Source organism: Thauera mechernichensis (assembly GCF_029588855.1).
GTDB lineage: Bacteria > Pseudomonadota > Gammaproteobacteria > Burkholderiales > Rhodocyclaceae > Thauera > Thauera mechernichensis.
The window spans coordinates 64,444-86,428 of the sequence record NZ_JARQZE010000004.1 but is presented as its reverse complement, the minus strand read 5'-3'; the positions used below and the strand labels follow the sequence as shown (position 1 = coordinate 86,428).

Below are 21,985 nucleotides of genomic sequence, written 5' to 3'. Positions count from 1 at the left end.
CCCCGAAATGCCCGACGCCCATCACCTGCTCGGCCTGCAGCCTGGCGCCTCGCGCGCCCAGATCAAGCGCGCCTTCCGCCAGTTGGCGATGCAATGGCACCCGGACCGCAATCCCGCTCCGGATGCCGTCGAGCACTTCAAGGCGCTTCGGCGTGCGCATGACGCCCTGCTCGAAGCCTTGCTCGAGGACACGGACGCCGATGTCGAAACGGCCGCGACCGCGGCGGCCGAGCGCGCGCAGCAACGGGCAACGGAGCGCGGCGCCGACCGCTGGGAAACGCTCGAGATCAGCTTCGAGGAAGCCTTCGCCGGCGGCGCGAGGGCGATATGCGTTCGCAGCCCCCTGCCCTGTGCGCATTGCAATGGCAGCGGCACCGAAGAGGTCAGCGTCAGCCAGGTGTGCGCCCTCTGCCATGGCTCGGGGCGCCTGCGCACTGCGCAGGGGCTCGTGCACTGCGACGCCTGTGACGGGCGCGGCTATACGCGCACGCGCGCGTGCAGGGCTTGTGGCGGCAGTGGCGAGCAGGTCGGCGAACGCTGGCTGGAAGTCACACTGCCACCCGGGCTGGTTGACGACGATACGCTGCGCCTTGCCGGCGAGGGCGAGCCGCATGCCGACCCCAGCCACCCGCGTGGCGATCTGCGCCTGAGAGTCAGGCTCAGCCCACACCGCATCTTCCGCCGCGAAGGCAGGAACCTCGTCGTGCAGCGCCCGGTCAGTGCACTTCGCATGCTGGTCGGCGGCAGCCTGCGCATCCCGCACCCCGCGGGCATGCGTAGCGTGACGCTCGATGCGGGCCTTGCTCATTGCCGCCAGTTGCGCGTCGAAGGGGCGGGCTTCCCGGCACGTGCGGGGCGCACTGCCGGCGACCTGATCGTCGAGTTCATACCGATGCTGCCCGAAGCACTCGACGCGCGTGTGCGCACCTTGATCGAGCAGCTCGACAACGAACTCGGCGCCAGTGCGGAGCGCCACCTGCCCGAGCTTGCGCGCTGGGAAGCCGACTGGCTGACCGACTGACGCTGGCGCAAACAGACGCCGGCACTGCGGCGGCAGGCCCCATCGGCCGTATAATTAGCAAAAACTGATAAACATGCAGCCCCGCTGCACCCAAGGCCTTGTCGAATGCGCCGTTTGCTTCCGTTGCTGATCATCGCGCTTGCCGTTGCCGGTTTCATCGGTCTGCGCGCTACCCGTCCAAGCGCACCTGCCGTCGAAACCCGCGAGAGAGTCTGGCAGGTCGAGACCCACACGCTGCAGGCCGCGGCGCTGCATCCAACGCTCGTGCTCTACGGCCGCGTCGAGGCGCCCGACCGTTTGCGCGCGGCAGCGCCAGTCAGTGCCCGCATCCTCGAACTGCGGGTGCGTGACGGCGACCGCGTAGAAGCCGGCGCAGTGCTCGCCCGGCTCGACCCGCGTGACCTCGCCCCGCGCCTCGAACGTGCGAAGGCAGACCTGGAGCGCGAACGCATCCGCCATCGCAGCGACCAGCAGGCCCTCGAACAGGAGCGCACCCTTGTGCAATTGGCGGACGCAAGGCTTACCCGCCTCGAACGCCTCAAGGACGCACGACTGGGAGCGGAGAGCGCGGTGGATCAGGCGCGCGAGGAACGCGCCCGCGCACAACTCGCCCTGACGCAGCGCCAACAGGCGATCGCGGAGCACCCTGCCCGCCTTGCACAGCTGCAGACGCAGCTCGCCGAGGCCATGCGCGACGCCGAGCGCGGTGAAGTTGTGGCGCCCTTCGCAGCGCGGATCGGTACGGTGGAAGTCGCTGCGGGCGACCAGGTGCAGGCCGGCCAGACCCTGCTCAGCCTGTATTCGTCCGATGCACTCTACCTGCGCGCCCGCGTACCGGCGCTCTACGCCGAGGAACTGCGCGCAGCGCTCACCCGCGGCGAGCACCTGCATGCCCGTGCCGATTTCGGCGCCACCCCGTTGCGCGCCCACCTTGAACGCATCAGCGGTGAGGCCGACGCGCGCGGCGTGGATGTGCTGCTGCGCATCGAGGATGCCGACCGGGTACCGGTGGGCGCCTTCGTCAATGCGGTCCTCGATCGCCCACTGGCCAACGACATCTTCGCGATCCCACCCACGGCTTTGCATGGTGGGGACCGCCTCTACCTGATCGAGAATGGGCGACTGCGGGGGCTGAACATCACGCGTGCCGGCGAGCTTCGAAGCGGTGATCAGGTTCAGTTGCTCGTGCGTGGGGACGCGCTCGCGAACGGCATGCAGGTTCTGAGTACCCACCTGCCCCATGCCATCGACGGCCTCGCCGTGGCTGTGGTCGAACGGACGGCACAATGAAGCACAGCAGCGTCCTGCAGATGCTGGCTGGCCACAAGGTGGCGGCCAATGTGCTGATGTTGCTCGCCTTCGTACTGGGCGCTATCGGCCTGACACGCATGAACGTGCAGTTCTTCCCCAGCTTCGAGCTCGATGTGATCTCGGTGCGGGTGATCTGGACCGGTGCCTCGGCCGAGGATGTCGAAACAGGGATCACCACGCCGCTGGAGGAACGCCTGAAGACGGTCGACGGCCTCAAGCGCATGAGCTCCACGTCTGCCCAAGGCATCTCGAGCATCACACTGGAGCTCAACGAGGGGACGGACGCGCTGCTCGCGCTGGACCAGGTGCGCCAGCGCGTAGATGAATTCCGCAACCTGCCGCGCGACGCCGAGACCCCCGAGGTCAGCCGCATCTCGCGCTATGAGCCGATCGCCCGCCTGCTGGTACGAGGCAACAGCGTAGACGAGCTGCGGCCCTGGGTGCGGCGGTTCGAGAGCGAGCTGCTGGCCGCCGGCATAGACCGCGTCACCATCACCGGCCTGCCGGAAGAACGCATTGCAATCGAGGTGCCCTCGGCGGCACTCGAGAGCCTGGGACTGTCCCTTGTCGAGGTCGGCGAGCGGATCGGTCAGCTCGCACGCGACGTGCCAGCGGGCATTGCCGGCGAGATCGACGGCGCACGAGAGATACGCGGCCTGGAGCAGCGCCGAAGCGCCGAGGCCTTCGCCAACCTGCCGGTGCTGAGCGATCAGGACGGTGTGGTCCGCCTGGGCGAGATTGCTACCCTCACTCGCGAGCCCCGCGGCAACGAACTCGCGTTGTTCGAGCGCGGCGACAGCGTGGTCGAGTTGCAATTGCAGCGCAGCGAGAGCGGACATTCGCTCAAGGCTGCACGCGTGCTCGACGACTGGCTGGAGAAGACCCGCCCCACCCTGCCACCGAGCGTGCAGCTCGAAGTGTTCGATGCGCAATGGCAGCTGATCAGCGACCGCATCGGCCTGCTCGTGAGCAACGGCCTTTCCGGGCTGCTGCTCGTGGTCGCGGTGCTCTATTTCTTCCTCCCCGCACGCGTGGCGCTGTGGGTGATGATCGGCATTCCGACCGCCTTCCTCGCCACGCTCGGGCTGATGTTCGCATTCGGTGGCACGATCAACATGATGAGCCTGTTCGCGCTCATCATGGCGCTGGGCATCATCGTCGATGACGCCATCGTGGTCAGCGAGGACGCCGACACTCACCGCCAGATGGGAGAAGGCCCGACGCAGGCCGCGCTGGGCGGAGCACGGCGGATGCTGTGGCCGGTGGTGGCGGCGTCGCTGACCACGGTAGCCGCCTTCCTGCCCCTGATGATGGTGGGCGGCATCATCGGCAACATCCTTGGCGACATTCCGTTCGTGATGATCATGGTCATCATCGCCTCGCTGCTGGAGAGCTTCCTGATCCTGCCGGCCCACCTGCGCATGGCGCTCGCCGGCGAGGCCGGGCTGCACCACTCCCGTCTGCGCGAGCGGCTCGACCGCTCCTTCGCCGGCTTTCGCGACGGCCGCTTCCGCCGCCTGGTCGAACTCAGCCTGGCCTGGCGCGGCACCACGGTCGCGCTCAGTATCGGCTTGATGGTGATGGCTGTCGGCCTGATCGCCGGCGGACGGATCGGCTTCGTGTTCTTCCCCTCCCCCGAGGGCCAAGTGGTGTTCGCCAACGCCACCTTCGTCGCCGGGACGCCGCGCCAGCACACCGAAGCCTTCCTGAACGAACTCGAGCGCGCACTGTTCGAGGCCGAGGCGGAATTGGGCGGCGGTCTGGTGCAGACGGCCGTCGCGCGCCTGGGCGGCACGATCAGCAGCGGTGCGGGCTCGAGCGCACGCGGCGATCAGCTCGCCGGCATCATGGTCGAGCTCACCCCGCCCGACACACGGGAAGTGCGCAACGAGCGCTTCCTCGCCGCCTGGCGCGCCAAGCTGCCCCCGGTTGCCGGTCTCGAACTGCTTACTTTCACGGCCCGCCAGTCCGGTCCACCCGGCCGCGACCTGAACATCCGCCTCACCGGCGACGATGCCGATGCGCTCAAGCGCGCGGCACTGGAGCTTGCGGAAACCCTCAAGAGCCTGCCGGGGGTGAGCGAGACCGAGGACGACATGCCCTTCGGCCGCGAGCAGCTGGTCTATCGACTCACCCCGGCAGGCGAAGCGCTCGGCCTCACCACCGAGAGCCTGGGTCGCCAGCTGCGCGCCGCCTTCGATGGTGCGCTCGCCCAACTCGTTCAGGTCGGCCGCGACGAACTCGAGGTCCGCGTCATGCTTCCGCGTGACGAACGCAGCCGGCTCGACGTCTTCGATCGCATCACCGTCAGCCTGCCTGACGGCCGTTTCGCCCCGCTCGGGACGGTAGCGAGCTGGGAGTCAAGGCGCGGCTTCGAGGCCCTGCGCCATGCCCAGGGGCGGCTCGCGGTGGAGGTGTCGGGCGCAGTCGATAGCGAGGTGAACAACGCGAATGCGATTCAGGCCGAACTGGCCCGCGACGCCCTTCCGGGCCTGGCTGCCCGCTATGGCATCGAGTACAGCTTCGAAGGGCGCTCGGCCGACCAGCGCGAAACCATGGCGGATATGCAGACCGGGCTGGTGATCGGGCTCGGCTTGATCTACCTGGTGCTGGTGTGGTCGTTCTCGTCCTGGAGCTGGCCGCTGGTGGTGATGTCCGCCATCCCGCTCGGACTCGCCGGCGCCATCTTCGGCCACTGGCTGCTCGACATCGATCTCACCATCCTGTCGATGTTCGGCTTGTTCGGCCTGGCCGGCATCGTGGTGAACAACTCGATCATCCTGGTGACGCTGTTCAAGGAATTGCACCACAAGGGAGCCGCCCTGCAGGACGCCCTGGTCGGCGCGTCCTGCGGCCGTCTACGCGCCGTACTGCTGACCTCGCTCACCACCATCGGCGGGCTGACGCCGTTGCTCTTCGAGCGCTCGCTGCAGGCCCAGTTCCTGATCCCGATGGCGACCTCGATTGCCTTCGGGCTAGGCTTCTCCGCCCTGCTGGTGCTGTTCTTCGTGCCGGCGCTGCTGTCGCTGCTGGAGAGCTTCCACGACTGGAGCGAACGCCGCAACGTGCGCCCCGCGGCAGCCGCCTGAATGGGCGCTGGCGCGGGCCGTAGTGCGGATCGCTGTCAGAGCGGCGCTTCGATGCGCTCGACACCGCCCATGTAGGGGCGCAGCGCGGCCGGGATAAGGATCGAGCCATCAGCCTGCTGGTGGTTCTCGAGCACCGCCACCAGGGTGCGCCCCACGGCCAGGCCCGAACCATTGAGCGTATGCACCAGTTCGTTCTTGCCCTGGGCGTTCTTGAAGCGCGCCTGCATGCGCCGCGCCTGGAAGGCCTCGCAGTTCGAGCAGCTCGAGATCTCGCGATAGGTATTCTGGGCCGGTAGCCAGACCTCGAGGTCGTAGGTCCTTGCTGCCGAGAAGCCCATGTCGCCGGTGCACAGAGTGATGACACGGTAGGGCAGCTCGAGCTTCTTCAGGATGGCTTCGGCATGACCGACCATCTGCTCGAGCGCCTCGTCGCTCTTGGCCGGCTCGACGATCTGCACCATTTCCACCTTGTCGAACTGGTGCTGGCGGATCATGCCGCGCACGTCGCGCCCGCCACTGCCCGCCTCGGAACGGAAGCACGGGCTGTGCGCAGTCAGGCGGATGGGCAATTGGTCGAGCGTCAACACCTCCTCGCGCACGCTGTTTGTGAGCGTGATCTCGGCGGTTGGGATCAGGTACTGCTCCAGCCCCTCCTCGTCACCTCCGCGCAGCACCCAGAACAGATCCTCCTTGAACTTGGGCAACTGGCCGGTACCGTAAAGCGCCTCGCGATTGACGATGTAGGGCGTGTAGCACTCGGTGTAGCCGTGCTCGAGCGTGTGCGTATCCAGCATGAACTGTGCGAGGGCGCGATGCAGGCGCGCGATCGGACCGCGCAGGAAGGCAAAGCGCGACCCCGACAGCCTGGCGCCGGTGTCGAACTCGAGGCCGAGCGGCGCACCGAGGTCTACATGGTCGCGCAGCTCGAAGTCGAACTGGCGCGGATTGCCCCAGCGCCGGACTTCGACGTTGCCGGACTCGTCCTCTCCCACCGGCACATCGGCCTGAGGCAGGTTCGGCAGGCGCGAGGCGAAGTCGTTGATGCGTTCGAGCAGTCCGGGAAGCGCCTGCTCGCAGGCTTTGAGCTCCTCGCCGAGCTGACCGACCTCGGCCATGACCGCCGTCGCGTCCTCGCCCTTGCCCTTGAGCATGCCGATCTGTTTGGAGAGCGCGTTGCGCCGGGCCTGTAGTTCCTGCGTACGGGTCTGCAAGGCCTTGCGTTCGTCCTCAAGGGCCTGGAAGCCGGCTAGGTCAAGGACGAGGCCGCGTGTGGCAAGGCGGGCGGCAACACTGTCGATCTGGTTGCGGAGAAGCTGGATATCGAGCATCGGGCAATTCCTGTTTGTTTCTGTAATCAGCTGCATGGCGACGAAAGCTCACGTTCCATCACACGGAAAGCGCTTTAACACCAAGCTAATCAAGACTTTTCACGGCGCACTGAACTGATGTCGCAGTGCAAAAATTAGTTTTTCCAATCAATAACTTGAGAAGTTGACGCTACGTAAATTGAACTTGCAAAACGCAGCCGGTCAATTAACCTTGTAAGAGAAACCAAGCCGCGTCAGACGGCACAACCTTGGAGGAGTACGGCATGCTATCGATTCGTGACTGCCTTGACTATTGCGACGTAACCGATGACGAGGTCGCCCTGATCGCCGAACACGAGGACATACCCGACGTCGCAGCGGCCCAGGTGGTATGTGGCCTCGTGCAGACCCCAGAAGGTGTGATGGTGCTGACCCAGTTCATGGTCGAACTGATCGAGCGCGCAAACGCGCGCGGCGATGTCGAAAAGGCGCGCCGCGCAGCCAAGGTCTGCGAGCGCTTCATGGCCGACCACCCCCTGCCTCACTGAGCCCCCTCGTCGCCCTGATCGCCCACATCGCCTGGTCCATGCGGGACGTGGCGTGAAACGGACATCGCTCGATCAGCCCGTTTCACGCCATGCTCCGGGCGTGTACCGACGGCCGATTGCGCAGCAGCGTCGAGATCGCGCAGGCGTGCAAGCTTCTCGGCTATCCGGCCTTCCATGCCACGCGGCGTGGGCTGGTACCAGCCGGGCGGATCCATCCCATCGGGGAGATATCGTTCGCCGGCAGCGTAGGCGTCGGGCTCGTCATGGGCATAGCGATAGGCCTTGCCGTAGTCGAGCGACTTCATGAGCTTGGTGGGTGCATTGCGCAGGTGCAGGGGTACAGGCCGGGATGCATCCTTGGCTACAAAGGCGCGCGCAGCGTTATAGGCCTTGTACGCCGCATTCGACTTTGCCGCACAGGCGAGGAAGATCGTTGCCTGTGCGAGCGCGAGCTCTCCCTCCGGCGAGCCCAGACGCTCATAGGTAGCTACCGCACTGAGCGCCATCTCCAGCGCGCGCGGGTCAGCCAGGCCAATGTCTTCGACCGCCATGCGGATCAACCTGCGCCCCAGGTAGAGCGGATCGGCACCGCCGTCCAGCATCCGACACAACCAGTAGAGCGATGCGTCCGGATCCGAGCCGCGCACGGACTTGTGCAGGGCCGAGATCTGGTCATAGAAGGCCTCGCCACCCTTGTCGAACCGGCGCAGGTTGCGTGCCAGCGCCTGGTCGACAAAGGCTGGCGTCACCGCGCCCAGGCCCGCCGTCTCGGCGGCGACCTGCAACTGCTCGATCAGGTTCATCAACCGCCGCGCGTCACCATCGGCAAAGCCGATCAGGCGTTCGCGCGCTGCAGGCTCGAACTCGAGTTCCGGGCAGGCCAACGTACGCGCGCGCTCGAACAGCCTCTCCATTGCCTCCGCATCGAGAGCCTCGAGCACATAGACGGCTGCTCGCGACAGCAGTGCCGAATTGACCTCGAAGGACGGGTTCTCGGTCGTGGCGCCGATGAAGGTGACCAGACCTTGCTCGACGTATGGCAGGAAGGCGTCCTGCTGACCCTTGTTGAAACGATGCACCTCATCGACGAACAGCAGGGTGTGGCGGCCACGGGCCTTGGCAGCCTGCGCCTGCTGGATCGCTTCACGGATCTCCTTGACCCCGGAGAACACCGCCGACAAGGCAATGAATTCGGCATCGAAGCCCAGCGCCATCAAGCGCGCAAGCGTCGTCTTGCCCACCCCCGGCGGCCCCCACAGGATCATCGAGTGCGGACGACCGGACTCGAAAGCAAGCCGCAGCGGCTTGCCCGGCCCCAGCAGGTGAGCCTGGCCTGCCACCTCGTCCAGGCTGCGCGGGCGCATGCGCTCAGCGAGCGGCACGCGTGGCGGCTCAATGGTGTCGAACAGGTCGGCCATCGGCATCCTCAGCGAATAGGTAGCGCCACCGGGGTGGCGTGCATCCCCCGTGTGCACGCTCGACGGGTGATCAACGCGGTGCCGCCCCCTGCCTGCCGGCTGCCTCCGCGGGTGCCTCGCCGATCAGGTCGGCACCAGCGGGCACGCTGAAGCGGAAACGGTCGTCGGCAAGCACAGGATTCGTACGCAGCCGAGTGAAACGGATCGAGGTAGTCTGGCCAAAGTTGTCGCGCATTTCCATCTCACGCAGTTGGCCGTCGGCCATGCCGATGCGCAAGGCCTCGAAACCACTGTCGCTGCGCAAGGGGCGTGCATCGACCCAGGCGACCCCGTCATGCACACCGCCGTCGCCCAGCTCGAAACTGTCGTCGAGCTCGCCGCTACCGAACAGGATGGCGGCAGGCGTCGCCCCCAGCGCGTCGCCGATCGCGCGCACGGTGACCTGATTGAGATCGGGATCCCAGGTCCACAAGGCGCTGCCATCGCCAACCAGCACTTGCCGGTAGGGCTGGACATACTCCCAGTGGAACTTCCCCGGCCGTGCGTAGGCAAAGCTGCCCGCCGCCTGCTGCGGCCGACGCCCGGAGCGTGCGCTCACCACCTGCTCGAACTCGCCCTCGGCGCTGCGCACCTCGGCGACGAAACTGCGCAGTTGAGCGACACCGTCCGCGGCCTGTGCAAGTGCTGCCGTGGCCAGCAACACGATCATGCTCGCCCCGCGCCCCAATGCGCCAACGCGCAGTCCGGAAAATCTCATTCGCCCTCCTTGGCCGGGACGATCACTTCCCGGTTGCCATTGCTGCCCATCGCCGACACGAGGCCGGCACGCTCCATCTGCTCGATCAGGCGCGCAGCGCGGTTGTAACCGATGCGCAGGTGACGCTGCACCAGTGAAATCGATGGCCTGCGGGTCTTGATGACCACTTCCACGGCCTGGTCGTAGAGCGGGTCCGCCTCGTCATCGCCGCCGTCACCACCACCAAGCGCCGCCTCAAGGTCGTCTTCGGCAGCCGCCAGGATGCCTTCGACGTAATCCGGCGGCCCACTCTTCTTGAGGTGGTCGACGACCTTATGCACCTCGTCGTCCGCGACGAAGGCGCCATGCACGCGCACAGGCAGGCCGGTGCCCGGCGCCAGGTAGAGCATGTCACCCATGCCGAGCAGCGTCTCGGCGCCCATCTGGTCCAGGATGGTGCGCGAGTCGATCTTGCTCGACACCTGGAAAGCGATACGGGTAGGCACGTTGGCCTTGATCAGGCCGGTGATCACATCCACCGACGGGCGCTGGGTAGCCAGGATCAGGTGAATGCCCGCCGCACGCGCCTTTTGCGCCAGGCGCGCAATGAGCTCCTCCACCTTCTTGCCCACCACCATCATCAGGTCGGCCAGTTCGTCGACCACGACCACGATGTAAGGCAGCGGCTCGAGCGGCTCTGGGTTCTCCGGGCTGATCGAGAACGGGTTGGTGAGCGGCTTCTCCGCCTTGCGCGCTTCCTGCACGGCCTTGTTGAATCCCGCAAGGTTGCGCACGCCCACCGCTGCCATCAGCTTGTAGCGCTTGTCCATCTCGGTCACGCACCAGTTGAGCGCGTTGGCTGCATGCTTCATGTCGGTCACCACCGGCGCGAGCAGATGCGGGATGCCCTCGTAGATCGACAACTCGAGCATCTTCGGGTCGACCATGATCAGGCGCACGCGCTCGGGCTCGCTCTTGTAGAGCAGCGACAGGATCATCGCGTTGATACCGACCGACTTGCCCGACCCGGTGGTGCCGGCCACCAGCAGGTGGGGCATCTTGGCGAGGTCGGCCACCACGGGCTGGCCGCCGATATCCTTGCCAAGCACGACGGTGAGTGGCGAATGCGCGTCCTGATACACCTTGGAGCCAATGATCTCGGACAGCCGCACCGTCTGGCGCTTGGGATTGGGCAACTCGAGTGCCATGCAGGACTTGCCCGGCACGGTCTCGACAACTCGGATCGACACCAGCGACAGCGCGCGCGCGAGATCCTTGGCGAGGTTGACCACCTGGCTACCCTTGACACCGGTTGCGGGTTCGATCTCGTAACGGGTAATCACCGGCCCCGGATAGGCCGCCAGCACCTTCACCTCGACACCGAAATCGGCGAGCTTGTTCTCGATCACGCGCGAGGTGAACTCGAGCGACTCCGGCGACGGCGGCTCGACACCGCCACTTGCCGGATCGAGCAGCGCAACCGGCGGAATACCGCCTTCGCCGCTGTCAGCAAAGAGCGTCTGCTGGCGCTCTTTCTCGACACGTTCCGATTTCTGCACCGCCACGACGGCTGGCTCGATACGCAGCGGCGGCGCCGCGACCTTCTCGGTCTTGCGGCGGCGGGTCTCGACCACTGCTTCTCGCTTCTGGGCGATCTCACGGCCGACCTTCCGATCCTGCCAGCGCTGCCACGCCGCCTGGCTCGAGACGACAGCATGCTCAAGCCACAGGCCTACCCGCTCGACGACGGTCAGCCAAGACACGCCGGTAAACAGCGACAGGCCGCAGGCAAGCAGGGTGAGCAGCATCAGCGTGCCACCTGTGAAGCCGAAGTAGCGCTGCATGAGCGAGCCGAGCTCCATGCCGATCAGCCCGCCAGGCTCCAGCGGCACCGCCGCTCCGTGGGAGTGAAAGCGCAGGAACTCCAGCGCGCTGCTGGTCAACAGCACGACGAAGAAGCCCATCATGACGAAGATGAAGGAGCGGTGATCGAGCTCGAGACGATTCCTCAGCCGCCGGAAACCCCACAGCAAGCTGTATCCAAGGAAGACCACCCACCACCAGGACGACACGCCGAACAGATACAGCAGAAGGTCGGCGAGCCAGGCACCGAAACGGCCACCCGGGTTCGCAACCCGGGTCACCTCGGCGGCATGCGACCAGCCCGGGTCGGACTCGCTGTATCCGACCAGGATCAGCCCGACATACAGCGACATGACGCCCAGGATGAGCCAGCGCGCCTCCTGGAGCAGGAGCGAGATCTTTTCGGGCAGCGGCTGGGAACGAGGCGAGGAGCGCGACAGCATTGGAATGAGGGCCGATCGGGAGCGCCGGACGGCCATAGTGGTACGACGCCCGGATTATACGGGAAGGTCTCGCAGCCCGTTCCCGATGTTGCGGCTGCTCACAAAGGACGGCACACGGGATCAGACGTCGCCGAGGCGCTCCTTGAGCACGATACCCTCGGCGCTTTCCTCGATGAGCCCTTGCTGCCCGAGATCCTTCATGACGCGGCTGACCATCTCGCGCGACGCGCCAATCATCTTCGCAATGTCCTGCTTGGAGACCTTGCGCACGACCACGGCGCGCCCCCCGACGTCCTCGGACATCTCGAGCAGCAGGCGTGCGACACGACCATAGACGTCCATCAGCGCCAGGCTCTCGATCTTGCGGTCGGCATTGCGCAGGCGTTCGGCCAGGTTGCACATGATGCGCCACGAGACGTCGAAGCTGTCCTGCATCAGGCGACGGAAATCCTGCTTGGCGATGAGCACAAGATCGGAGGGCACCACGGCGATCACCGAGGCCGAGCGCGGACGCTCCTCGAACATCCCCATTTCGCCGAACAACTCGCCTTGGCCGAGAATCGACAGGATGACCTCACGGCCATCCTCGTCGCTCACCACGACTTTCAGGCTGCCGGTCAGCACCAGGTACACGTAGTCGGAGCGGTCGCCGGCACACACCACGGCCTGCCCGCGCGGAAACCGGCGCATCATCGAGACGCGCGCAACGCTGCTCAGGACCTCATCGGACAAACCCTGGAAAAGCGAGAAAGTCTTCAGGGCAACGACGGACACGGCGGTGGGCTGGGACATGCTGGCTCCGGTGAACACGGGGAAGGTCGTCCAGTCAACGACATTTCTCATGAGTTTATACGATTGTCGGCAGCCAAATCCGCGCATCGTGAAATCTGTCACGGCGCACCCGCTGTCTGCAGCGTGACGCAGGCGCCGATTCACGCTTGCTATCGGCCCCATCGCCGCGGCATGCCGGGGGGTCGGCTATAATCGCGCCCTCATCTGCAACCCGCTGGAATGTCCCTCATGACCACGAAACACGCCCGCCTGCTCATTCTTGGCTCCGGCCCCGCCGGCTATACCGCGGCCGTCTATGCAGCCCGCGCCAACCTCAGCCCGGTGCTGATCACCGGCATTGCCCAAGGCGGCCAGCTGATGACCACGACGGAGGTCGACAACTGGCCTGCAGACGCCGACGGCGTGCTCGGCCCCGACCTCATGGCGCGCTTCCAGAAGCATGCGGAACGCTTCAACACCGAGATGATCTTCGATCACATCCATACCGTTAAGCTCGGCGAAAAGCCCTTCCGCCTGATTGGTGACGCTGGCGAATACACCTGCGACGCGCTCATCATCGCGACCGGTGCGACGGCAAAGTACCTCGGCCTGCCCTCGGAAGAGAAGTTCGCCGGCCGTGGCGTGTCGGCGTGCGCAACCTGCGACGGTTTCTTCTACCGCAACCAGGATGTCGCAGTCGTCGGCGGCGGCAACACCGCGGTCGAGGAGGCGCTCTACCTGGCCAACATCGCGCGCAAGGTGACGCTGGTCCATCGCCGCGAGAAGTTCCGCGCCGAGAAGATCATGATCGACAAGCTCATGGAAAAGGTCGCTGCCGGCAAGATCGAACTCGCCCTCAACGCCACGCTCGACGAGATCCTTGGCGACAACAGCGGCGTCACCGGCATGCGCATCAAGGACGTCAATACCGGCTCGGCGCGCGAGGTGGCCTTGCAGGGGGTATTCATCGCGATCGGCCACAAGCCGAACACCGACATCTTCGCGGGCCAGCTCGAAATGGAAGGTGGCTACCTCGTCACCCAGGGAGGCCGCAATGGCAACGCCACACAGACCAGCATCCCCGGGGTGTTCGCGGCTGGCGACGTACAGGATCACATCTACCGCCAGGCCGTCACCTCCGCCGGCACCGGCTGCATGGCCGCCCTGGATGCCGAACGCTACCTCGATACGCTCGGCGCCTGAGCGCAGCCGCTGACCCGCATGGCCCGCACTCGCCAACGATCCACAGCACCGGAAAACGGCAAGGACGCGCGCGGCGGGTCAGCGGGCGATCTTGGCGAGTTGCGCCGCCTGCTTCGCGCGGCCGACGCCAGCACCACGGATGCACCACCGGTCCAGCCCGGCAAGCGCATCCGGCACACCGTGGCGCCCGCCCAAAAGACCGAAGGCCGCGCCGACCTTGCCGCCTCACCCGATGCGGACGAGCTCGCGCTGTTTCGCCGTACGGTAGGCTCAACCAGGCCGATACGCGGGGACAACCGCGCCGAACTCGTTCCGCCGCGTCCAGCCCCGGTGCGGCGTACGCTGCAGGCCGAGGACGAGGCGCCTGTACCCGCCCGCCCGCGAGCGGACCAGGATCCACTACTGGCGGCCTACGCAGGCGTCGTGCCGCTGCGCGACAGCGGACGTGCAGAGATCGATGCGCCCCGACGGCAAGCCCGCAACCCAGGCACGGAAACAGCCACGGCGGTGCAACGCCCAGACGCAATCGTGCTGCCGGCCGACGCCGACCTGCGCGATCCGGCCAGCCTGTTCCGCACTGTGGTCGGACACGCACGACCCATCGACACGCGCAACCGCGTCGAGCTCCAGCGCCCCGCTCCGCCGCCCGCCCCCGTCAAGCGTGAAGCGGACGAACGCGCCGCGCTCGATGAATCGTTGGTTGCCCCCCTCAGCTTCGAGGACCGCCTGGACATGGGCGACGAGGCCGCTTTCCTGCGCAGCGGCCTGCCACGCCGGGTACTGACCGACCTTAGGCGTGGGCGGTGGGTCCTGCAGGCTCAGATCGACCTGCATGGGCTGACGCGTGACGAGGCGCGCAGCGCACTCGCGCACTTCCTCCATGACAGCCTGAATCAGGGGCTGCGCTGCATCCGCGTGATCCACGGCAAGGGCCACGGCTCACCCGGAAAGGTGTCGATTCTCAAGCAGCTGTCACGCGGCTGGCTCGCCCAGCGCGAGGAGATCCTGGCCTTCTGTCAGGCGGGGCCGCATGACGGCGGGGGTGGCGCGCTGCTCGTGCTGCTGCGCGCGCAGAACGCCAACCCGCGCTGAACGTTCAGATTGCCGCCTCGTTGATCTCGCCGGTGCGGATGCGGACAACCTGTTCGACCGGGGTAACGAAAATCTTGCCGTCGCCGATCTTCCCCGTGTGCGCAGCCTTGACGATGGCCTCGACGGCCTGCTCGACGATATCGTCGGCAAGCACGACCTCGACCTTGATCTTGGGGAGGAAATCAACCACGTATTCCGCCCCGCGGTACAGCTCGGTATGGCCCTTCTGACGGCCGAAACCCTTCACCTCGGTCACGGTCAGGCCGGTGATGCCGACCTCGGACAGCCCTTCGCGCACTTCATCCAGCTTGAACGGCTTGATGATCGCCTCGATCTTCTTCATCCACTGCACTCCTTGTTCTAGAACTCGTCCTGGTAGCGCGATGTTATCGGATAACGCCAGTCCCTGCCGAAGCCGCGCGGGGTGACACGGATGCCTACCGGGGCCTGGCGGCGCTTGTACTCGTTACGCTTGAGCATCGCCACCGTGCGCCGCACCTCGGCCTCAGGAAGGCCAGCGGCGATAATCTGGCGCGGCGACTCATCGCGCTCCATATAGGCCTCGATGATGGCGTCGAGCACCTCGTAGGGGGGCAGGCTATCCTGATCCTTCTGATCGGGCTTGAGCTCGGCTGAGGGCGGACGGTCGATGATGTTTTGCGGGATCACCTCGCCAAGCGTGTTGCGCCAGTTCGAAAGCCTGAACACGAAGGTCTTGTAGAGATCCTTGAGCACGGCGAAGCCACCCGCCATGTCGCCATAGAGCGTCGCATAACCGGTGGCCATCTCGCTCTTGTTGCCCGTGGTAAGCACGATCGCCCCGGTCTTGTTCGACAGCGCCATCAGGATCATGCCGCGGATGCGGCTCTGAAGGTTCTCCTCGGTGGTGTCCGCAGCAAGGCCGGCAAACTGAGGCTCGAGCAGGTCGGCAAACACCTTCATTGCCGGTTCGATCGCAATCTCGTCGTAACGCACGCCAAGCCGGCGCACCATCTCGCGCGAGTCGTCCAGGCTCATCTGTGCCGTATAGGGTGAGGGCATCATCACCGCACGCACACGATCGGCGCCGAGCGCATCGACTGCAATCGCCAGCGTCAGTGCCGAGTCGATACCGCCCGAAAGCCCGATCACTGCCGATGGGAAGCGGTTCTTGCCGAGGTAATCGCGCACGCCCACCTTGAGCGCTTCGTACACTTCGGCTTCGAGGACGCGCGGCGGCACCCGGACGTCACTGTGCCAACGGCCCTGCTCAAACCGCACGACATCGAGGTGATCCACGAAGCTGCCCGCCTGGTAGCCCAGGGTGCCGTCACCATCGAGCGCGAAGGACGCACCGTCAAACACCAGCTCGTCCTGGCCGCCCACCATGTTGCAATACAGCACGGGAAGCCCGGTCTCGCGCACACGGTCGCGCAGAACCTCGATGCGCTGAACCTGCTTGTTCATGTGATAGGGTGAGGCATTGAGCGCCAGCAAGACCTCGGCACCCGCTGCCTGCGCAGCCTCGGCAGGACCGCTTTCCCAGACATCTGCGCAGATATTCACACCGAAACGCACCCCCTTGCATTCGAACAGGCAGGGCGCACCGCCCGCCTCGAAGTAGCGTTCCTCGTCGAATACCTCGTAATTGGGCAGCAGGCTCTTGTAATAGCGCGCCTGCACCCTGCCGCCACTCAGTACGGACGCGGCATTGTAGCGCTGCACCCCCTCCTCCACGGGATGGCCGAGGACGACGACGAGTTCGCCCGCGGCGTCGGCGATACGTTGCGTCTCGCGTTCGCAGGCGCGATAGAAGTCGGGCCGCAGCAGCAGGTCCTCGGGCGGATAGCCCGAGAGTGCCAGCTCGGGCGTCAGAAGAATATCGGCACCTTGCGCGCGCGCGCGCGCAATGGCATCGATGATAAGTTCGGCGTTGCCGATCAAATCGCCGACGGTCGGATTGAACTGTGCGACGGCGATCGAGACTGAGGTTCGGACGGTAGCATTCATGGGCGGAACTATACCGCTTCGGCGATGCTGCGGAGAGGCGAAGTAATGCCTTCTCAGCCTGCCGCAACCGAGTCCGATCACCCACAGTTCGTGTTGGAAAGCCTGTGGATAAATCCTGGGTGAAGTGCGCAAGTCGATGACGCGCAAGCGAATCGCCGCACTGCACAAGAATGAGGCAAGCGAGGAACCCAAGCACGATGAACAAGGCCTGCACACAGCTTGCCGAACATACGGACGGGCTGCATTTCGTCACCAACATCGGCGAACTCGAAGCCGGGCGCTGGGACGCCTTGGTTCAAGCCAGCTCGGCAAGCGCACCACCCTGCCTGCGCCATGCCTTCCTGGACGCACTCGAGCACACCGGCTGCGTGGGTGGACGTAGCGGCTGGGCGCCCGCCCACGCCACACTATGGCGCAGCGGACAACTGGTCGCGGCCATGCCCCTTTACCTGAAGTCGCACTCCTATGGCGAGTACGTCTTCGACTGGGCATGGGCGGAGGCCTACCAGCGCCACGGTCTCGAGTACTACCCGAAATGGCTAGCGGCATTGCCTTTCACGCCCATCTCCGGGCCCCGCCTGCTCGGTCTCACGACCACCGACCGCGCGGCGCTGCTCGAGTCCGTCCTCGAAGCCGTACGCTCGAGCCCGATGTCCTCGTTCCACCTTCTGTTCCCCGCCGAAGACGAACTGCCTCTGGTCGAAAACGCGGGACTCATGATCCGGGACGGCGTGCAGTTCCACTGGCGCAACGAGGCTGAGGCAAGAACGGCCGCCACCGCCACCACGCAATCGCGCTGGAGAGACTTCGATGACTTCCTCGCCAGTCTCAACCACGACAAACGCAAGAAGATTCGCCAGGAGCGGCGGCGAGCGGCGGCCCATGGCCTCGAACTGCGCTGGCTTGACGGACACCAGGCGAGTCCGGCGGAGTGGGACTTCTTTCACCGTTGCTACAGCATCACCTATGCCTTGCATCGGTCGACACCCTACCTCGGCGCGCCCTTCTTCCGCGAGCTTGCCCGACGCATGCCCGACTCCGTACGCCTGCTGATCGCAACGCGTGATGGCCAGGATATTGCCGCCAGCTTCTTCCTGTGCGACCAGCGTGCGCTGTACGGTCGCTACTGGGGCGCGCTCGAGCACCTGCCCTTCCTGCATTTCGAACTGTGCTACTACCAGGCCATCGAGTACTGCATACAGAAGGGTCTGGAGCGTTTCGAGGGCGGCGCGCAAGGCGAGCACAAGCTGTCCCGAGGCCTGCTTCCCGTGCGCACGAGATCTGCGCACTGGCTTGCGGATACGCGTTTCAGCAGGGCGGTCGACGACTACCTGACTCGCGAGCGCAAGGGCATGAACGCATACGTGGATGAACTGAACGAGCGCCTGCCCTTTCGCCGCGAGGCCACGGACTGATCACCTTGCAGCTTCAGGTACGCGCTGCAGCCCCGATGAAAGGCAAGGCACGATAGAACGCGGTGATGGTCTTGGCGTCCGTAATCTCGCCACTTCGGATCAAGGCCTCGACCTCGCGAACGGGAAGCTCGAGCACCTCGAGAAACTCGCCATCGTCCAAGGCATGGCCGACGTGCGTCAGCCCGGAGGCGAGGAAGATCTCGATGCGCTCGTCGGAGTAGCCGATGCACGGATGCATCACGCCCACATGTTGCCAAGTGCGGGCCTCGAATCCCGTTTCTTCCCGCAACTCCCGGATCGCGCAGGCGCGGATATCCTCGCCCGCATCAATCTTGCCCGCCGGTAGCTCCAGGAATGCGCGCCCGAGCGGATAGCGGAACTGGCGCTCGAAAATCAAGCGGTCATCGTCAAGCAAGGCGACCACCACCACCGCGCCGGGGTGGCGAATGTACTCGCGCACCCCTTTCGAGCCATCGGGCAGAACTACCGCGTCGCGCCAGACCTTGAGCATGACGCCATCGAAGACCTGCTCGCTGGCCGCCGTACGCTCCGCCAGCGGATCGCGGTTGGGGTCGCTCATCGTCTCACCCCGCTCCCCTGAGCGACGCCGCATGCCGAGTCAGATTCACGCGCATACGCGCCTGGGCGCAAGAACAGCGGTCTGCGCCCGGCCCCGTCAACCATGCTCGATTCAGAGCGAACCGAGCAGCGCATATGCGCACAGCGACATCAACATCTGCGGCGCGAGCCCCAGCGCAGCAATGGCAAGGCCATTGACCGACAACATGACGCGAACCTCTGCCGGAGCATGGATCGGCGACACATCGACCGGTTCGTCGAAGTACATCAGCTTGACCACGCGCAGGTAGTAGAAGGCGCCGATCACCGACATGACGACAGCCAGCACCGCCAGCCAGAAGTAACCTGCTGCCACCACTGCCTGCAGCACCGACAACTTGGCGAAGAAGCCAATGAAGAATGGCACGCCCGCCATCGAGAACATGACGAACAGCATCATCAGCGCATACCACGGGCTGCGTCTGTTGAGACCCTTGAAATCGTCGATGTTCTCGGCTTCGAAGCCGGCACGCGACAGCAGGATGACCATGCCGAAGGAAGCGAGGCTCATGATCACGTACGACACAGCATAGAACATCGCCGAGCTGTAGGCGTTGAGGGCGAAGTGACGGTCGCCATCCACCACGCCGGCGAGCAGGCCGAGCAGCACGAAGCCCATGTGCGAGATACCGGAGTACGCCAGCATTCGCTTGATGTTCTGCTGCGCGATCGCCGCCAGGTTGCCGAGCACGATCGACGCCGCCGCCACCATCATCAGCATCAGTTGCCACTCGTGGGCGATGTCGAACAGCGCCCAGATCAGCAGGCGAACCGCCATCGCGAACGCGGCGAGCTTGGGCGCGCTGGCGATGATCAGGGTCACGGCGGTCGGCGCACCCTGATAGACGTCCGGCACCCACATGTGGAAAGGCACCACGCCGAGCTTGAAGCAGATACCCGCGACCAGGAACACCAGGCCAAACATCAGCACCGTCTGGTTGGCCGACTGGTTATAGATCGCCTGCGCGATGGCGGAGAACTCGAGCGACCCGGTCGCGCCGTACACCATCGACATGCCGTACAGCAGCAGACCGGAGGCCAGCGCGCCGAGGACGAAGTACTTCATTGCCGCCTCGGTTGCACGCGGGGAGTCGCGATCAAAGGCGACCATGGTGTACAGCGCCAGCGACATCATCTCGAGGCCGATATACATCGGCAGCATGTGGTTGGCGGTCACCATCACCATCATGCCGAGCGTCATCAGCAAGGCGAGCAGGTAGAACTCGGGCTTGTCGATCTTGCGGTCACCGAGATAGGCGCGGCCGTAGAGCAACGCAACTGCGGTCGAGAAGTAGATCATCAGCTTCAGGAAGTCGCCCATCAGGTCGCTGATGAACAGGTTGCTGAAGGTGTAGACCACCTCGCCTTCCATCGTGAAGATGGTGATGAAGGCCGCCGCGATCAGCGTCGCCTGTGTGAGGTGGTAGCTCAGCCCACGGGCAATGCTGCGCGCGAACGTGCTCGCGAGCATGATCACCAGGGCCATCACGGCAACGAAGATCTCGGCCGCTGCGGGGTAGAAGTCGGGGACGACGAAATTCATCTTCTGACCAGTCCGTTAAGAGTCTCTCGGGCGCTTGCGCTGAACGGCGCTCAGAGCTTGCTCACGGCAACATGCCGCAGGAGTTCGTTGACCGAGGCATGCATCACTTCGGTGAAGGGGAACGGGTACAGGCCCATCGCAAGCACGCAGAACGCCAGGATCGCGAGGAAGGCAAACTCGCGCCCGTTGATGTCCTCGAGCTCGGCCACGTGCTTGTTTGCCACCTTGCCGAACACGACGCGCTTGTACATCCACAGCGAATACGCGGCGCCGAGGATCAGCGTGGTGGCCGCCACGAAGCCGATCCAGAAGTTGAACTGCACCGCACCCAGCACGACCATGAACTCACCGACGAAACCGGAGGTGGCCGGCAGGCCGGAGTTGGCCATCGCGAACAGCATAAAGAAGGCCGCAAACTTGGGCATCGTGTTGACCACACCGCCGTAGTCGGCGATCTGGCGCGAGTGCATGCGGTCGTAGAGCACGCCGATGCAAAGGAACATCGCACCCGAGACGAAGCCGTGGGAGATCATCTGCACGAGGGCACCTTCGACGCCGAGCGGGTTGAAGATGAAGAAGCCCAGGGTGACGAAACCCATGTGCGAGATCGACGAGTAAGCCACAAGCTTCTTCATGTCAGCCTGAACCAGGGCGACGAAGCCGATATACACCACGGCGATCAGCGACAGCGTGATCATCAGCGGCGCCAGCTGCTGCGCCGCATCGGGCACGATCGGCAGCGAGAAACGCAGGAAGCCATAGGCACCGAGCTTGAGGCCGATCGCGGCCAGCACCACCGAGCCACCGGTGGGCGCCTCGACGTGAGCGTCGGGCAGCCAGGTGTGCACCGGCCACATCGGCACCTTGACCCCGAAGGCGACGAGGAAGGCGAGGAAGATCAGGATCTGCGGCTCGATCGGCAGCGGCAGCTGGTGCCAGTCGAGGATGCTGAAGCTGCCACCGGACTGCATGAACAGGTAGAGCAGCGCGATCAGCATCAGCAGCGAGCCGAGCAGCGTGTAGAGGAAGAACTTGATTGCCGCATAGACGCGGTTGGCGCCGCCCCAGATACCGATGACAAGATAGAGGGGGATCAGCGAAGCCTCGAAGAACACGTAGAACAGCACGCCGTCGAGCGCCGAGAAGATGCCGTTCATGAGGCCCGACATTATCAGGAAGGCGGCCATGTACTGCGCAACCTTGTCCTGGATCACCTGCCAGCCCGCCATCACCACCAGGATGGTGATGAAGGCGTTGAGGATCACGAACAACACCGACAGGCCATCGACCCCGAGGTGGTAGTTGATGTTGAAGCGCGGCACCCAGGACGTCATCTCGACGAACTGCATGGCGCTCGTGGTCGCATCAAAGCCGGTGTAGAGCGGAATGGTGACGACGAAGCCAGCCACCGCGACCGCGAAGGCGAGCATGCGCGCCAGCGGGGCATTGCGATCCGAGCCGGTCGCCAGCACCAGCAGGCCCCCGATAATCGGGATCCAGATCGCCAGACTGAGGAGAGGAATGTCCGTCATCGTTGCTTTCCGTTCAGTGCGTCGCGAACGACGCGTTCGATCTTGTTATGTGTATCAAAGTGGGCGTGCTTGATCTGCACCGGGCA

The 21,985-nt window shown here is 65.1% G+C and carries 17 protein-coding genes; 7 read left to right on the top strand and 10 right to left on the bottom strand.

The window, feature by feature from the left end; all coding sequences use genetic code 11:
• Window positions 1–7: 7 nt before the first annotated feature.
• From P7F68_RS07425 to P7F68_RS07415, 3 genes are all read left to right on the top strand, one after another.
• Window positions 8–1,021: a DnaJ C-terminal domain-containing protein gene (locus P7F68_RS07425; protein ID WP_002936615.1), complete on the top strand. Its 1,014-nt coding sequence runs from the start codon at window positions 8–10 to the stop codon at window positions 1,019–1,021.
• 105 nt (window positions 1,022–1,126) lie between these two features.
• On the top strand, window positions 1,127–2,311 hold the full coding sequence (locus P7F68_RS07420) for an efflux RND transporter periplasmic adaptor subunit (RefSeq protein ID WP_277831961.1): 1,185 nt from the start codon (window positions 1,127–1,129) through the stop codon (window positions 2,309–2,311).
• Window positions 2,308–5,421, top strand: a complete 3,114-nt coding sequence (locus P7F68_RS07415; protein WP_277831959.1) for an efflux RND transporter permease subunit — start codon at window positions 2,308–2,310, stop codon at window positions 5,419–5,421. The genes P7F68_RS07420 and P7F68_RS07415 overlap by 4 nt, the downstream gene beginning before the upstream one ends.
• A 35-nt stretch (window positions 5,422–5,456) precedes the next feature.
• Here P7F68_RS07415 and serS read toward each other — a convergent pair whose 3' ends face one another.
• The gene (gene serS / locus P7F68_RS07410) at window positions 5,457–6,749 is read right to left on the bottom strand and encodes a serine--tRNA ligase (protein WP_277831957.1); all 1,293 of its coding nucleotides are present in this window, start codon (window positions 6,747–6,749) and stop codon (window positions 5,457–5,459) included.
• A 263-nt stretch (window positions 6,750–7,012) separates the two neighbouring features.
• Here serS and P7F68_RS07405 point away from each other — a divergent pair, with 263 nt between their 5' ends.
• Entirely contained in the window at window positions 7,013–7,276 is a 264-nt protein-coding gene (locus P7F68_RS07405) for a hypothetical protein (RefSeq protein WP_002926463.1), read from the top strand.
• On the opposite strand, the gene P7F68_RS07400 is transcribed toward P7F68_RS07405, so the two are convergent.
• From P7F68_RS07400 to P7F68_RS07385, 4 genes are all read right to left on the bottom strand, one after another.
• Window positions 7,270–8,694 (bottom strand): replication-associated recombination protein A, encoded by a 1,425-nt coding sequence (locus P7F68_RS07400; protein WP_277831955.1) that lies wholly within the window; start codon window positions 8,692–8,694, stop codon window positions 7,270–7,272. The two genes, P7F68_RS07405 and P7F68_RS07400, sit on opposite strands and share 7 nt — an antisense overlap.
• Window positions 8,695–8,764: 70 nt before the next feature.
• The gene (gene lolA / locus P7F68_RS07395) at window positions 8,765–9,451 is read right to left on the bottom strand and encodes an outer membrane lipoprotein periplasmic chaperone LolA (protein WP_277831953.1); all 687 of its coding nucleotides are present in this window, start codon (window positions 9,449–9,451) and stop codon (window positions 8,765–8,767) included.
• The gene (locus tag P7F68_RS07390; RefSeq protein ID WP_002926468.1) at window positions 9,448–11,736 is read right to left on the bottom strand and encodes a DNA translocase FtsK; all 2,289 of its coding nucleotides are present in this window, start codon (window positions 11,734–11,736) and stop codon (window positions 9,448–9,450) included. Before P7F68_RS07390 ends, lolA begins: the two co-directional genes overlap by 4 nt.
• A gap of 120 nt (window positions 11,737–11,856) precedes the next feature.
• Entirely contained in the window at window positions 11,857–12,528 is a 672-nt protein-coding gene (locus P7F68_RS07385; RefSeq protein ID WP_002926470.1) for a Crp/Fnr family transcriptional regulator, read from the bottom strand.
• 228 nt (window positions 12,529–12,756) lie between these two features.
• Between P7F68_RS07385 and trxB the strand changes: the two genes are divergently transcribed.
• Both trxB and P7F68_RS07375 read left to right on the top strand, forming a co-directional pair.
• Entirely contained in the window at window positions 12,757–13,710 is a 954-nt protein-coding gene (gene trxB, locus P7F68_RS07380; protein WP_002926473.1) for a thioredoxin-disulfide reductase, read from the top strand.
• An 18-nt stretch (window positions 13,711–13,728) separates the two neighbouring features.
• Window positions 13,729–14,802 (top strand): Smr/MutS family protein, encoded by a 1,074-nt coding sequence (locus P7F68_RS07375; RefSeq protein ID WP_277831950.1) that lies wholly within the window; start codon window positions 13,729–13,731, stop codon window positions 14,800–14,802.
• 4 nt (window positions 14,803–14,806) lie between these two features.
• Here P7F68_RS07375 and P7F68_RS07370 read toward each other — a convergent pair whose 3' ends face one another.
• Together P7F68_RS07370 and P7F68_RS07365 are read right to left on the bottom strand one after the other, a co-directional pair.
• The gene (locus tag P7F68_RS07370) at window positions 14,807–15,145 is read right to left on the bottom strand and encodes a P-II family nitrogen regulator (RefSeq protein WP_002926491.1); all 339 of its coding nucleotides are present in this window, start codon (window positions 15,143–15,145) and stop codon (window positions 14,807–14,809) included.
• 17 nt (window positions 15,146–15,162) lie between these two features.
• Entirely contained in the window at window positions 15,163–16,791 is a 1,629-nt protein-coding gene (locus tag P7F68_RS07365) for an NAD+ synthase (protein WP_002926492.1), read from the bottom strand.
• A 197-nt stretch (window positions 16,792–16,988) separates the two neighbouring features.
• On the opposite strand from P7F68_RS07365, the gene P7F68_RS07360 reads away from it, so the two are divergent.
• On the top strand, window positions 16,989–18,206 hold the full coding sequence (locus tag P7F68_RS07360) for a GNAT family N-acetyltransferase (protein ID WP_277831947.1): 1,218 nt from the start codon (window positions 16,989–16,991) through the stop codon (window positions 18,204–18,206).
• 13 nt (window positions 18,207–18,219) lie between these two features.
• Here the strand turns inward: P7F68_RS07360 and P7F68_RS07355 are convergent, their stop codons facing one another.
• From P7F68_RS07355 to P7F68_RS07345, 3 genes are all read right to left on the bottom strand, one after another.
• On the bottom strand, window positions 18,220–18,786 hold the full coding sequence (locus P7F68_RS07355) for an NUDIX domain-containing protein (RefSeq protein WP_002936628.1): 567 nt from the start codon (window positions 18,784–18,786) through the stop codon (window positions 18,220–18,222).
• Window positions 18,787–18,897: 111 nt separating this feature from the next.
• Window positions 18,898–20,367, bottom strand: coding sequence for an NADH-quinone oxidoreductase subunit NuoN (gene nuoN / locus P7F68_RS07350; RefSeq protein WP_002936631.1), 1,470 nt, complete (start codon window positions 20,365–20,367; stop codon window positions 18,898–18,900).
• A 50-nt stretch (window positions 20,368–20,417) separates the two neighbouring features.
• Complete coding sequence (locus P7F68_RS07345) at window positions 20,418–21,899, bottom strand: NADH-quinone oxidoreductase subunit M (RefSeq protein ID WP_002926498.1); 1,482 nt, start codon at window positions 21,897–21,899, stop codon at window positions 20,418–20,420.
• Window positions 21,900–21,985: the final 86 nt, after the last annotated feature.

Bases quoted from the DNA above. Each gene is read 5' to 3' on its own strand.
- P7F68_RS07425 (WP_002936615.1), top strand. From the start codon at position 8: ATGCCCGACGCCCATCACCTGCTCGGCCTGCAGCCTGGCGCCTCGCGC.
- P7F68_RS07420 (WP_277831961.1), top strand. From the start codon at position 1,127: ATGCGCCGTTTGCTTCCGTTGCTGATCATCGCGCTTGCCGTTGCCGGT.
- P7F68_RS07415 (WP_277831959.1), top strand. From the start codon at position 2,308: ATGAAGCACAGCAGCGTCCTGCAGATGCTGGCTGGCCACAAGGTGGCG.
- serS (WP_277831957.1), bottom strand. From the start codon at position 6,749: ATGCTCGATATCCAGCTTCTCCGCAACCAGATCGACAGTGTTGCCGCC.
- P7F68_RS07405 (WP_002926463.1), top strand. From the start codon at position 7,013: ATGCTATCGATTCGTGACTGCCTTGACTATTGCGACGTAACCGATGAC.
- P7F68_RS07400 (WP_277831955.1), bottom strand. From the start codon at position 8,694: ATGGCCGACCTGTTCGACACCATTGAGCCGCCACGCGTGCCGCTCGCT.
- lolA (WP_277831953.1), bottom strand. From the start codon at position 9,451: ATGAGATTTTCCGGACTGCGCGTTGGCGCATTGGGGCGCGGGGCGAGC.
- P7F68_RS07390 (WP_002926468.1), bottom strand. From the start codon at position 11,736: ATGCTGTCGCGCTCCTCGCCTCGTTCCCAGCCGCTGCCCGAAAAGATC.
- P7F68_RS07385 (WP_002926470.1), bottom strand. From the start codon at position 12,528: ATGTCCCAGCCCACCGCCGTGTCCGTCGTTGCCCTGAAGACTTTCTCG.
- trxB (WP_002926473.1), top strand. From the start codon at position 12,757: ATGACCACGAAACACGCCCGCCTGCTCATTCTTGGCTCCGGCCCCGCC.
- P7F68_RS07375 (WP_277831950.1), top strand. From the start codon at position 13,729: ATGGCCCGCACTCGCCAACGATCCACAGCACCGGAAAACGGCAAGGAC.
- P7F68_RS07370 (WP_002926491.1), bottom strand. From the start codon at position 15,145: ATGAAGAAGATCGAGGCGATCATCAAGCCGTTCAAGCTGGATGAAGTG.
- P7F68_RS07365 (WP_002926492.1), bottom strand. From the start codon at position 16,791: ATGAATGCTACCGTCCGAACCTCAGTCTCGATCGCCGTCGCACAGTTC.
- P7F68_RS07360 (WP_277831947.1), top strand. From the start codon at position 16,989: ATGAACAAGGCCTGCACACAGCTTGCCGAACATACGGACGGGCTGCAT.
- P7F68_RS07355 (WP_002936628.1), bottom strand. From the start codon at position 18,786: ATGAGCGACCCCAACCGCGATCCGCTGGCGGAGCGTACGGCGGCCAGC.
- nuoN (WP_002936631.1), bottom strand. From the start codon at position 20,367: ATGAATTTCGTCGTCCCCGACTTCTACCCCGCAGCGGCCGAGATCTTC.
- P7F68_RS07345 (WP_002926498.1), bottom strand. From the start codon at position 21,899: ATGACGGACATTCCTCTCCTCAGTCTGGCGATCTGGATCCCGATTATC.